Here is a 12,454-nt window from a genome sequence, read left to right as displayed (position 1 = left end):
GCAATCTTTTCTAAGTAACTGATGAGGTAATTAGCTTTCGTTCCATTATTCTAGTGAAAAAAGAGGGAATTATTATGGAATACATATTAGAAGTTGGAGGAGATTTACTGTGAAAGTCAAGCGGTTTCCGGAAAATCCGTTAATTACTCCTGGCGATGTAAAACCATTCCATCAAGATCATGAAGTGATAGGAGTTTTTAACGCTGGTGTCGCTCAATACAATGGTGAAATTTTGTTATTGCTTCGTGTAGCTGAACGTCCCATTAGTGAAGATCCGAATATTGTCAGAACGTCTGTTATTGATTTTTCAAGAGGAGAAGGAAAGCTGAAAATTATTGATTTACATAAAGATGATTCGAGATTTGATTTTTCTGATCCGCGAGTCATTTTTTACAACGATTCTAATCGAAGAGTCGCGTATCTTACGTCTATATCTTATATTCGTATTGCACGCAGCAAAGATGGACGCAACTTCACCATTGATGAGAAACCTTTTATTTATCCCGAAACGAAACGTGAAGCATGGGGGGTTGAAGACCCGCGCGTAACTCAAATCGATGATACTTATTATATTCAATATAGTGCAGCATCAGCAGAAGGCATTAGTGTAGGACTTATATCAACAAAAGATTTTGTGACTTACGAACGCCTTGGTTTAATTTTTCCTCCTGAAAATAAAGATGTGGCAATTTTCCCTGAAAAAATTAATGGAAAATACTATGCGTTACATCGACCTGTGCCAAAAGGAGTTGGCAGGCCTGAAATTTGGATTGCAGAATCAGATAACCTTCGTTATTGGGGGAATCATCAATATTTGTTAGGCCTTAGTGAAAAGGGGTGGGAAAGCGGGCGAATTGGCGGAGGTGCTGTTCCGTTTAAAACGGATAAAGGCTGGTTAGAAATTTATCATGCTGCTGATAAAAATGATCGCTACTGCTTAGGAGCCGTTCTTTTGGATCTCAATAACCCCGCCAAAATTCTGGCCAAAACGGAAGAGCCTATTTTAGAACCTGAGGAAGATTATGAAAAAAGCGGCTTCTTCGGTAATGTTGTTTTTACTTGTGGTTTAGTTGTAGAAGGAGATACCGTTAGAATCTACTATGGCGCGGCTGATGAATCTATTGCCGGCGCGGAACTTAGTCTGCAGGAAATCATGTCAAAATTAAAGTATTTATAAATTAATGTGGGAGGGAGTAAACATGAAAAAGAAAGGTTTTGCGAAACTCATCGCCTTATTGCTGGCAGCCGTTCTTATTGTTACTGGCTGTCAAGGGCAAAATGGGAATCAAGAGAAAAACGCAAAAGATGATGAAGCTGGCAAAGTTGTTCAATTTGAGTTCTGGGCTGCGCCAAACCCTACACAACAAGCTTTCTGGAAAAAGATGGCCGAGGCTTATATGAAAGAAATAAAAACGTTAAAATTAAGGTTACGCCAATGCCGGAAGCCTACTTCTGAAGCAGGGATTCAATCAGCGATTGCATCAGGGAAAGCGCCTGCGGTCTCTGAAAACATTTCCCGCGGTTTTGCAGCTCAGCTAGCGGCGAGCCGTGCGATTGTGCCATTGGATGAATTTGAAGGTTTTGATGAGTTAATTGATAAACGTCAAATGAAGGAAACCATTTCAAGCTGGAAGTTTGCAGACAACCATCAATATGTTTTGCCGATTTATTCTAATGCCATGTTGTTTGGTTGGAGAATCGATATTCTAAAAGAACTTGGATACGATGCACCGCCAAAAACATATAGTGAAGTCATTGAAGTTGGCAAGAAATTGAAAGAAAAATATCCTGATAAGTTTCTTTGGGCGAGAGCTGATTTAGTAAAACCGACATGGTGGGCAAGATGGTTTGACTTCTTTATGTTGTACAATGCAGCATCGAATGGAAATAACTTTATTAAAGGAAACAAATTTATTGCGGATGACGAAGCCGGTGTAAAAACACTCCAATTCTTTAATGATTTAAGCAAGAATAAATTGCTTTTGACTCGAGAAGCGACTGACCCGTTTGAAACAGGTACATCCATTATGGTGGATCTTGGGCCATGGACATTCCCATACTGGGCTGAGAAATTCCCGGAAATGAAGTTCAATGAAACTTATGTATTATCGTTGCCGCCTGTGCCTGACGGCGTAGATCCAGCAAATTCTAAAACATTTGCAGATACAAAAGGCCTTGTCATCTATGCTTCTGCAAGCAAAGAACAACAACAAGCAGCTTTTGACTTTATTAAATGGGTATTTTCAGATGCGAAAAATGATTTAGCTTGGTTCAAACAAACAAACTTGCCACCTGCACGTGATGATTTATCAACTAATGAAGCTTTTGCATCCTATCTTGAAGAAAACCCTCAATTAAAACAGTATGCGGAAAACATTCCAAACGCAATTCCACCTGTGGATAACGAAAAAACGGTAGAAATTCAAGAATTGATTGGTAAAGAGGCCTTAAATCCTGTTGTCAAAGGCCAAAAAGATCCTGAAACAGCTTGGAAAGATATGAAAAAGGCTGTTAACGGGGTGTTAAAGTAAATGAATAAAAAGACAACATGGTTGGGGTGGCTTTTTGCCAGCCCCTACCTTATCTATACACTCATATTCTTTCTGTTTCCGTTGCTATGGGCTGTTTATTTAGCTTTTACAAATTGGAACATCATTGCTCCTGATTATGAAATGGTCGGATTTCAAAATTTTATCGAAGCTTTTTTTAGCAAAAGCGTACGGGCCGCATTTTTGGTAACTTATAAATTTATGCTCATGTTTGTTCCCATCGTTATTGCGGGTTCACTCCTTTTAGCTTTAATTATTCATTCTTTGCCTAGACTTAAAGGGTTGTTTGCTGTAGGATATTTCCTACCTTACTTGGCATCAGGAGTGGCTTCTTCCATTGTTGTCAATGGGGTGTTATCTTATAACAGTCCATTAAACGTTTTTTTTCGTAAGCATTTAGGTTTAGATATTGATTGGTTAGGTTCTCCAATTTTAGCGCCACTAATCATTGCCCTTATGATGGCGTGGAAATTTGTGGGTTATTATGCGCTGCTGTTTTTATCAGGTTTAGAAAGTATACCTAAAGAAATCTATGAAGCAGCCGAAATGGATGGTGCTGTTGGTTGGAAAAGATTTTGGTACGTCACTATACCGATGTTGCATCCAGCGTTTTATACTGTCACCATTTTAGCAGTAGGTCTAATGTTTGGGATTTTTACTGAACCGTATGTATTAACTGGTGGAGGGCCAGATTATTCCACGCATACATGGCAGTTAGAAATTTATAACCAGGCATTTGAAAGATTAAATGCAGGATATGGAACGGCAATAGCAATCATAAACTCTGTTGTCACATTCGTTTCTATTCTAGTGTTTCGAAAGCTTTTGGAAAAGTGGGGTGCCAGACATGGTTGGGAGTAAGAAATTAAAGACCACGCTGTTGTATATTTTGGCTTTTGTTATCCTTATCATCATGGTGTTTCCTTATTTATATATGGTCTTAAATTCTCTGGCCCCATGGGATCAAGTGGACCGTAAAATGATTCCAACTAAGTTGACCTTGCGTTCATATGAGTGGTTATTTACTGGTGGGGATGATGTTGTTCCTAGACCGTGGCTCCGAGCCTTTTTTAACAGCTTTGTTGTGACTTTATCTTCCACTTTGCTAATGATGGTGACAGCGATCCTAGTAGGATACGCTTTAGCTAAATTAAAGTTTAAAGGCAGCCGTTTGATCAACAATATTATTTTGTTTCAAATGTTTTATCCAGCGGTTATCCTATTAATTCCACTTTTTTTAATCATCCGCTACTTTGGGATGTACGACACCTATTGGGCTATGATTTTGCCAAAGGCCGTTAATTTGTGGGCGATATTTATGTACACTAACTTTTTCCGCAGTATACCCGATGAATTAATTGAAGCTGCCAAAATGGATGGAGCAGGACAATTAACCATTATTGCTAGAATTGTCTTGCCAATGTCTAAGTCGATTACAACCATTATATTCCTATTCCTTTTTATGGAAAGATGGGTAGAACTTTTATGGGATATGCTGGTGGTTAACAGTGAAAATATGTTAACGTTAAACGTATTGCTAGCTCAAATGTTTGGTCCATATGGAGCGTTTCCAGGACCGATGTATGCGGCTTCGGTATTACTGACATTGCCAATTCTCGTCCTATTCATTATCTTTAGCAAAAACTTTAAAGAGGGAATGCAGTTTGTATTGAAGTGAAGGTTTGTTGGAAAAATATAACTGATGCCGAAAAAAGTTTTTTATAGAGACCGCCTGTGAACGATATGAAACAAGGTTTGGTCTCTTTTTCTTTACAGGAAGGAGGAATGAAGAATGTTAATCAATAAAAATTGGAAGATACAGCATTTTGATGTAGGACAGGTAAGGGATTTAACGATTGCAGATCCAAACTATATTGATCACTTTTGGATACCAGCAAAGGTGCCAGGAGATGTACATTCGATTTTACGGGAAAAGAAATTGATTGATGATCCCTTTTTCGGCTACAATGATTTGAAATCGAAATGGGTGGAAGAAAAGGTTTGGTGGTATCGTACGGAATTTACATTTGATAAAAACAATCTAGACAAAGATGAACGGTTAGAGTTGATTTTTGAAGGCTTAGATACCTTTGCGACTGTTTATTTAAACGGAGTGGAATTAGGGACTACGGAAAATATGTTCATTTCTCATGCTTTTGATGTTACTAGAGAAATAGTGGATGGAAGAAATGTTTTGGCAGTGAAATTTAATCCCGTTTCCTATCAGTTAAAGGAGAAAGAGAAAAATTATTGGGCTGGATTTGGAAAAGATCGCATATGGGCGCGCAAGGCTCAATATCATTTTGGCTGGGACTGGGGTCCGCAAATTCTAACAGTAGGAATTTGGAAAGAGGTGCGTTTAGAAAAAAGAAAAATTGCCAAAATCGAAAGTGTTTACGCAAGAACACTTGACTTGAAAGATTCTCGGGCCATTGTTCAAATCGATATTTACACCAAAAACTTTGTTAAGGGAAAAAGTTTACAGGCAGAAGTGACGTTAAAAGATCGAGAACAACAATTTTTCCAAACCGTAAATATTGATCAAAATCGAGCAACACTCACTTTCAACATCGACAATCCAAATCTTTGGTGGACGCATGATTTAGGAGAACCGAATCTTTATCAATTATCCGTCGTTTTAAAATGGGAAGGGGAAGTTCTAGACACATATCAAACAGAAATTGGGATTCGTACGGTGGAAGTAATGAAAAGAGATCGCGAAGGGAATCCGCGGTTTACCTTTGTTTTAAATGGTGTAGAGATATTTGCGAAAGGAGCCAACTGGATTCCTATTGACAGCTTTTTAGGATCTGTACCGGAATCACGCTATCGTCATCTTATTCAGCTTGCGAAAGAAGCGAATATGAATATGCTGCGTGTATGGGGCGGTGGGATTTATGAAAAAGACATTTTCTATCAAGAATGCAATCGCCAAGGTATTTTAGTTTGGCAGGACTTTATGTTTGCCTGTGCGTTATACCCGGATTACAACCGCGATTATATGGAAAACGTCCGCGAAGAAGTGATTTCGGTGATTAAGCGGCTTCGCAATCATCCTTGCATCGCTTTATGGTGCGGAAATAACGAAAACGATTGGTTATATGAAGTGGAGCATGCCGCTGGAAAAATTCACACTCCTTTTTATGGAGAAAAAATATATCATGAGTTAATTCCTGAACTACTGGAAGAATTAGATCCTTCCCGTCCATATTGGCCAAGTTCGCCATATGGCGGCAATGATCACAACTCACAAGAGGAAGGCGACCGGCATAATTGGCAAGTTTGGCACGGGAATATGGAACCTCGAAAATTCGGTCAGAATTTAGGACAAAACATCAGTGTGGAGGGGGTTTCGTTTCGAAATTATAAAAAAGATCGCACCCGGTTTTGCAGCGAGTTTGGCATGCATGCTTCTGCCAATCGTTATACGCTGGAAAAAAATCTGCCTGACGGAACTTTTTCTTGGGGCAGCGATGAATTGGCATATCGCAATAAAGATTTTCATCATGAAAAAGGGCTCTTATTAATGGAAGGGTATACCGGCATTCCAAAAAATGTTGAGGAATACATGAATTATTCGATGCTCACACAGGCTGAAGGTTTAAAGTATGGAATGGAACATTACCGCCGCAATAAACCGCAAACAAGCGGGGCTTTAATCTGGCAATTGAATGATTGCTGGCCTGGCACGAGTTGGTCGATGATCGATTATTACTTGTTGCCAAAGGCTTCATATTATTATAGTAAAAAATTTAATGCCCCTCTTTTATATACGCTTGAACATGACCCTGGCGATGATTTACATCTATGGGTTGTGAATGACCGATTAGAAGATGTGAAAGATACGTTGGTATTCGAAGTGTTCCGATTTAATGGCGAGTTAGTGTATTCGAAAGAATTTTTGATCCATGTGAAAGGAAATGCTTCGGTTCAAATTGCTTCCTTAACAGAAGCGGAGGTTTTACAAGGCAATCCTGCTGAACAAGTTGTCGTCCGCTTAAAATCGTTGAATAAAAAAGCAGAGGAAAACTATTATTACCTAAGAAATCATAAAGATCTTCAGCTGCCTAAGGCGAAATTGCAAGTAAAAGTGATGCCGGAAAAACAAGAAGTAGAAATTTGGACAGATTGTTTTGCGCGTTTTGTTAAACTGGAACTTCCAGCAGAAAAAATTATTTTTTCGGATAACTTCTTCGACCTACTTCCATCGGAGCGAAAGATCATCAAGATTAGACATTTAGATGGCAAGACCATTTCTTTAGACGGTTTAAGCGTATCAGCCATCAACGGCAGTGCTTGATCGGATGATTTTTTATCTAAAAAAGTATGATGGAGGGAAAATCATGAAAGCGGCGGTTTTATTAAAAAAGGGGAAAATCGAAATACAACACTCATCCAATGGCCATTTCCTTGATTGAAAAAGGAAAAGTGAAAGTACAACCTTTAATTAGCCATTATTTTACTTTGCAAGACATTCCGAAGATTATGCCGAAATATGGAGAATTAAAAGTAACAAAAGGGATATTGAAGTTTGAATAGGGGAATAAGCATTGCTAGTCCCCTTTCTCTTTTAAAAACTATGGTGTAAATTCCCGTGATTTGATATATCTTTCTGATTCATGTGGCATCCATCGTGAACAAATAAGCGCCCTTAGCTTGACTGAAAAGCTAAGGGCGCTTGGCATGAAGAGATCAGCTGACAACAAACTCAAAACTTCCGAATATTTTTACTTCTTTTCCGATAAGAAATCCTCCTGTTTCAAGGGCCGCGTTCCATGTTAAGCCATAATCTTCGCGATTAATTTTTCCTTCTACGTCAAAGCCGGCTACGATGCTTCCGGTTATCGGATTTTTGGATTGTCCGTTAAATTCGACTTTGAACGTCTCTGTTTTTGTAACATCTTTAATCGTTAATTGACCTGTTACTTCATATTCATCATCTGAAACCTTTTTAACAGAATCGCTGATAAACGTGATGGTTGGATAATGTTCTACATCGAAAAAGTCGGCTGAGCGAAGGTGGTTGTCTCTGTCTTCGTTTTTTGTATCAATGGAAGCTGCTTGGATGGTCACTTTCACTTTGGAAGATTCCAGCTGATTGACGTCGCCTTCCACTTCAATATCAAATTCGTTGAACTCTCCTTTTGCCTTAGCAATCATCATATGTTTTACTTGAAAAGATATGGAACTATGAATTTTGTCTAATTGAAAATTTGTCATGGTTCCTTTTTCCTCCTTTTGTTTTGGTTATAATAATCATATCTAAAAAATATCTTGAATTCAAATATTTTTATTTAAATTTAAAAAATTTTAAAAATAAGTTAATATTTCTCAATCAATGAGCGGATGAATACATGAATATGTGCATCCATCTCTCTTAATCCAAAAAGCCGCATCTAACGGTTTTTTCTAAGTATAATACCAACATATGCGCTGCTTTCACTTGATAATGGATGCATGATAACATTAGATTAAGTGTGAAAGCGGACAGAGAGGAAGAGGAATCATGATGAAGCAGTTAAGCATTTTAGCGAAAATCGAAAATCAAATGGAACGGTTTTCACCAGCTGAAAAAAAGATTGCTACGTATATTATGGAACATGCGGAGCTTGTGCCAAATATGACGACGAAGGAACTGTCGAAAAACGCAGGATCTAGTGAGGCGAGTGTCGTTCGCTTTTGCAAAACGATCGGCATTGGCAGCTTTACCGCGTTAAAATTGGCGCTTGTCCGTGAATTGACGATTGCCGATATGAACATTAACGATTTTTCGATTATTGAAAAACAAGATGCTCCGTATGATTTATTTAATAAAGTGACCTATGTCAACAAAGCGGCGATCGAAGCGACAACGACGACGATTGATAAACGGGAATTGGAAAAAGCAGCGGAAGTGATTGCCAATGCGAAAAAAATTTTATTTTACGGAGTCGGAGGATCAGCTTCTTCGGCGATGGATGCATGCTATAAATTTACAAAGCTAGGCTATGTGTCGATGATGTCTCCTGATTTTCATACGATGCTTCCGCTTGCGGCAAACTTAGAGAAACATGATGTATTTGTCGCGGTTTCCACATCGGGAAGAACAAAGGATGTGTTGGAAATTGCCCGGTTTGCGAAAAAACAAGGCGCCACGGTGATTGCGATTACAAAACTCGATCCATCTTCGCCATTGTATAAGGAAGCAGATATCAAACTATGTCTTCCAGATGTCGAGCAAGATCATCGGATCGGAAGTATGGCATCGCGAATGACGCAGCTGAATATCATTGATGCGCTTTATTTAATTACGTTCCATCAAGTGGGAAGCCGTGTGCTGGAAAAATTTCATGAAACGAGAGAAGAAGTAGTCCGGTTGCGGAGATAAGTATTTATGGAAGCGAGCAGTCAATGCTTGCTTTTCTCTTTTTATGGAGATTTTTTGAAAATGGAAGAATAAAATTGATATTTTATTTCATATATATATAATTAAAATAAGAAATAAAATTTCAAATCTATAAGAAGGTGACAAGATTGCTAGAACGTTTAACAACCGAACAACGAAACAACAAAACGCAGAATTTAGATGAAATGACGACGAAAGAAATTTTGCAGGTGATGAACGAAGAAGACCAAACAGTGGCCATTGCTGTTTCGAAAGAATTAGAACACATCGAAAGGCTTGTGCAAAAAGTGATTGCGTCTTTCCGGCAAGGCGGTCGGCTCATTTATATGGGAGCTGGTACAAGCGGTCGGCTTGGAATTTTAGATGCGGTGGAGTGTCCGCCGACATTTGGGACGGAAAAGGAGATGGTGCAAGGATTAATTGCAGGTGGTTTGGAAGCGTTTACAAATGCAGTGGAAGGAGCGGAAGATAACGAAGAACTTGCAGTAAAAGATTTACAGTCAATTGGACTGACGGCAAAAGATACGGTTATTGGCATTGCGGCGAGCGGACGAACGCCGTATGTGATCAGTGGGCTCCGATACGCAAAGCAAATCGGTGCCACAACCGGGAGCATTGCCTGCAATAAAGGAGCGGAAATTAGCAAATACGCTGATGTCAGCGTTGAAGTGGAAACAGGCCCGGAAATCTTAACAGGATCCACTCGCTTAAAAGCAGGAACAGCACAAAAGATGGTATTAAATATGATTTCCACCGCTTCCATGATTGGAATCGGAAAAGTATATAAGAATTTAATGGTCGATGTGCAGGCGACAAACTTTAAACTAAAAGAACGAGCTAAACGAATTATTATGGAGGCAACCGATGTAGATGATAAGACGGCGGCGCGTTATTACGAAGCGGCGCGGGGACATGTGAAAACGGCGATTGTCATGATTTTATTGCAATGCAGCTATGAAGAAGCGACAGAGCGTCTGCAAAAAGCGAATGGATTTGTTCGCCAGGCGCTTCAATAAAAAAAATATGTGAATAAGGGGAGAGGTTGAAATGAAAAGGGAACAACAAATGGCCGTTGAAATATTGGAACGGCTTGGAGGGAAAGAAAACATTACACGTATTGCTCATTGTATGACGAGGGTGAGAGTGTCATTGCGCGATCATCAAAAAGCCGATATCGCAGGTCTTAAAAATATTGAAGGTGTCATGGGCGTTATTGAAGATGAAACATTGCAAATCGTTGTCGGCCCTGGAGTCGTTAACAAGGTAGCTGCTTCGCTTTGCGAATTAACAGGGTTACAACTTGGAGAAGTGATGGAAGATATTGCAGCACAGAAAAAAGCCGAGATTCAACAACGCAACCAAACGCCATTTAAACGATTGCTGCGCAAAATCGGAAGCATTTTTATCCCGCTTATTCCAGGTCTTGTCGCATCGGGAATCATTAACGGAATCGCTAACTTTGCGAAAAACGCCGGGGTCGATCCAACAGAAACATGGCTGCAGCTATTATTGCTCATTGGCGGCGGCATTTTCGCTTCGCTCGGCGTTTTAGTCGGATACAATACGGCAAAAGAGTTTGGCGGTACACCTGTGTTGGGAGCGATTGCTGGAATTTTAGTATTTAACCCGGCGCTTGCCGATATTAAACTGTTCGGGGAAGCGTTGACGCCGGGACGGGGCGGATTGTTTGCGGTGATGTTGGCCGCATGGCTTATGGCGGTCATGGAAAAGCGTGTCCGCAAATTCGTTCCAAATGCGATTGATATTATTGTGACGCCGCTTTTAACCGTGTTAATGGTATGTTTATTTACGCTCATCGCCGTTCAGCCGCTTGCCGGATGGTTATCTTTAGGTATCACAAGCGGAATCAAAGCAGTGTTGGATATTGGCGGTGCGGTTGCTGGCGCCATTTTGGCAGGTACGTTTTTACCGCTTGTGATGGTTGGATTGCATCACGGTCTGACACCAATTCATATGGAGTTTATTAATAAAATCGGTTCAACTCCAATTCTTCCGATTTTAGCGATGGCAGGGGCAGGCCAAGTAGGAGCGGCGATTGCGATTTTCGTCAAAACGAAAAACAAACGGCTTCGCAACATTATTAAAGGGGCGTTGCCAGTTGGATTTTTAGGAATTGGAGAGCCGTTGTTGTATGGGGTAACGCTGCCGTTAGGAAGACCATTTTTAACCGCGTGTCTCGGCGCGGCAGTCGGCGGTGCGTTTCAGGCAGTTGTGAAAACAGCCGCGCTCGGAATCGGCGTATCTGGTTTATCGCTCATTCCGTTAATCGCCGACAATAAATATATTCTATATTTCTTAGGATTGGTCATTTCGTACACGTTTGGTTTCCTTTTTACGTATTTCTTTGGCTTTAAAGAAGAAATGGCGGAAAACATTTAATTCTAGGTGGTTTCGATGTTCTATCTATCTTTCTACTTATCAGAACAAACGGATCAAATCGAAAAAAGATTTGCACAGGCAAATTTGTTCGGATGTCGGGAACTATTTACATCGCTTCATATTCCCGAAGACGATCTTACCTTTTATCGCAAGCGATTACAGGAGATCGGGCAGTTAGCGAGAAAATACGAAGTCGGGATCATCGCTGACGTTACCCCGGCTTCTTTATCCAAAATTGGGGTGAATGGAGACAATCTTGATTTGCTTTTTGATGGAGGAATTATTGGACTGCGGCTTGATGATGGATTTTCTATGAAAGAAGCAGCAACGTTTTCTCACCGGATGAAAGTTGTTTTCAATGCGAGCACGATGACGGAAGAAGAATGCGATGATCTTGCTTTTTGTGACGTGAACTGGAATCAAATTGAAGCGTGGCATAATTTTTATCCACGTCCAGAAACAGGATTATCAAAAGAATTAGTCATTCAAAAAAACAAGATTTTACGCCGAAAAGGAATTCGAACGATTGCCGCGTTTATTCCGGGAAATAAAGAAAAACGAGGTCCGCTCCATCAAGGTCTTCCTACGCTAGAGGCTCATCGGTATATGGATCCGCTTTGCGCGTACGTGGAATTAGTGCGGGATTGTGAGGTAGATAAAGTATTTGTGGGCGATGGCGGGATGACAGATGATGTGCTTGCGCGAATGAAGGAGTTTCGGGATGGGGTTATTCCGCTGCGCTACCGGCCGCTTGTGCAACAACATGAACTGCTTTCCATGGTCGAAACGGTTCAAACGAATCGGCGTGACGCGGCAAGGGATGTCATTCGATCACTGGAATCCCGCTTATCTTTCTCATGGCCAAAGCATTTATTAGCACCAGCATGTACGATAGAGAGACAAAAGGGAAGTGTTACGATTGATAATATTAGATATGGAAGATATGCCGGCGAACTGCAAATCACATTAACCGATTTGCCAGCAGATGAGAAAGTCAATGTGATTGGACGAATTTTCGAAGACGATCTTCCTCTCCTTGCGTATGTCAAAGGAGGACAACAGTTTCGCCTTGTGCGGATCACATAAAGCTTACGGCCACCGAATTCGGTGGCGTTTTATT

10 protein-coding genes are annotated in these 12,454 nt (G+C 40.3%); 9 read left to right on the top strand and 1 reads right to left on the bottom strand.

Translation table 11 applies throughout. From position 1 onward, the window contains the following. Nucleotides 1-109 precede the first annotated feature (109 nt). The 5 genes from NXM86_RS10295 (at nt 110) to NXM86_RS10275 (ending at nt 6,849) form a co-directional block, all read left to right on the top strand. Nucleotides 110-1,177: a BtaManbiosPhlase gene (locus NXM86_RS10295; protein ID WP_081189889.1), complete on the top strand. Its 1,068-nt coding sequence runs from the start codon at nt 110-112 to the stop codon at nt 1,175-1,177. Nucleotides 1,178-1,199: 22 nt separating this feature from the next. Next, on the top strand, nt 1,200-2,531 hold the full coding sequence (locus NXM86_RS10290; RefSeq protein WP_498957977.1) for an extracellular solute-binding protein: 1,332 nt from the start codon (nt 1,200-1,202) through the stop codon (nt 2,529-2,531). Then, nucleotides 2,532-3,410 (top strand): carbohydrate ABC transporter permease, encoded by an 879-nt coding sequence (locus NXM86_RS10285; RefSeq protein WP_015863736.1) that lies wholly within the window; start codon nt 2,532-2,534, stop codon nt 3,408-3,410. Further along, complete coding sequence (locus NXM86_RS10280; RefSeq protein WP_041269645.1) at nt 3,397-4,227, top strand: carbohydrate ABC transporter permease; 831 nt, start codon at nt 3,397-3,399, stop codon at nt 4,225-4,227. The genes NXM86_RS10285 and NXM86_RS10280 overlap by 14 nt, the downstream gene beginning before the upstream one ends. Before the next feature lie 114 nt (nt 4,228-4,341). Further along, nucleotides 4,342-6,849: a beta-mannosidase gene (locus NXM86_RS10275; RefSeq protein WP_498957975.1), complete on the top strand. Its 2,508-nt coding sequence runs from the start codon at nt 4,342-4,344 to the stop codon at nt 6,847-6,849. 392 nt (nt 6,850-7,241) lie between these two features. Here the strand turns inward: NXM86_RS10275 and NXM86_RS10270 are convergent, their stop codons facing one another. Further along, nucleotides 7,242-7,769 (bottom strand): YceI family protein, encoded by a 528-nt coding sequence (locus NXM86_RS10270; RefSeq protein WP_285753822.1) that lies wholly within the window; start codon nt 7,767-7,769, stop codon nt 7,242-7,244. A 289-nt stretch (nt 7,770-8,058) separates the two neighbouring features. Between NXM86_RS10270 and NXM86_RS10265 the strand changes: the two genes are divergently transcribed. The 4 genes from NXM86_RS10265 (at nt 8,059) to NXM86_RS10250 (ending at nt 12,420) form a co-directional block, all read left to right on the top strand. After that, entirely contained in the window at nt 8,059-8,916 is an 858-nt protein-coding gene (locus NXM86_RS10265; protein ID WP_041269876.1) for a MurR/RpiR family transcriptional regulator, read from the top strand. Between the two features lie 146 nt (nt 8,917-9,062). Further along, the gene (gene murQ, locus NXM86_RS10260) at nt 9,063-9,950 is read left to right on the top strand and encodes an N-acetylmuramic acid 6-phosphate etherase (RefSeq protein ID WP_062754309.1); all 888 of its coding nucleotides are present in this window, start codon (nt 9,063-9,065) and stop codon (nt 9,948-9,950) included. Between the two features lie 31 nt (nt 9,951-9,981). Beyond that, the gene (locus NXM86_RS10255) at nt 9,982-11,334 is read left to right on the top strand and encodes a PTS transporter subunit EIIC (RefSeq protein WP_081189577.1); all 1,353 of its coding nucleotides are present in this window, start codon (nt 9,982-9,984) and stop codon (nt 11,332-11,334) included. A 15-nt stretch (nt 11,335-11,349) separates the two neighbouring features. Beyond that, nucleotides 11,350-12,420, top strand: coding sequence for a DUF871 domain-containing protein (locus tag NXM86_RS10250; RefSeq protein WP_375217258.1), 1,071 nt, complete (start codon nt 11,350-11,352; stop codon nt 12,418-12,420). Nucleotides 12,421-12,454 lie beyond the last annotated feature (34 nt).

Origin of the sequence: Geobacillus sp. CX412 (assembly GCF_027942335.1) — a bacterium.
Classification (GTDB): domain Bacteria; phylum Bacillota; class Bacilli; order Bacillales; family Anoxybacillaceae; genus Parageobacillus_B; species Parageobacillus_B toebii.
Note: the sequence above shows the minus strand (reverse complement) of the source record. Positions and strands in the feature narration are given on the sequence as shown.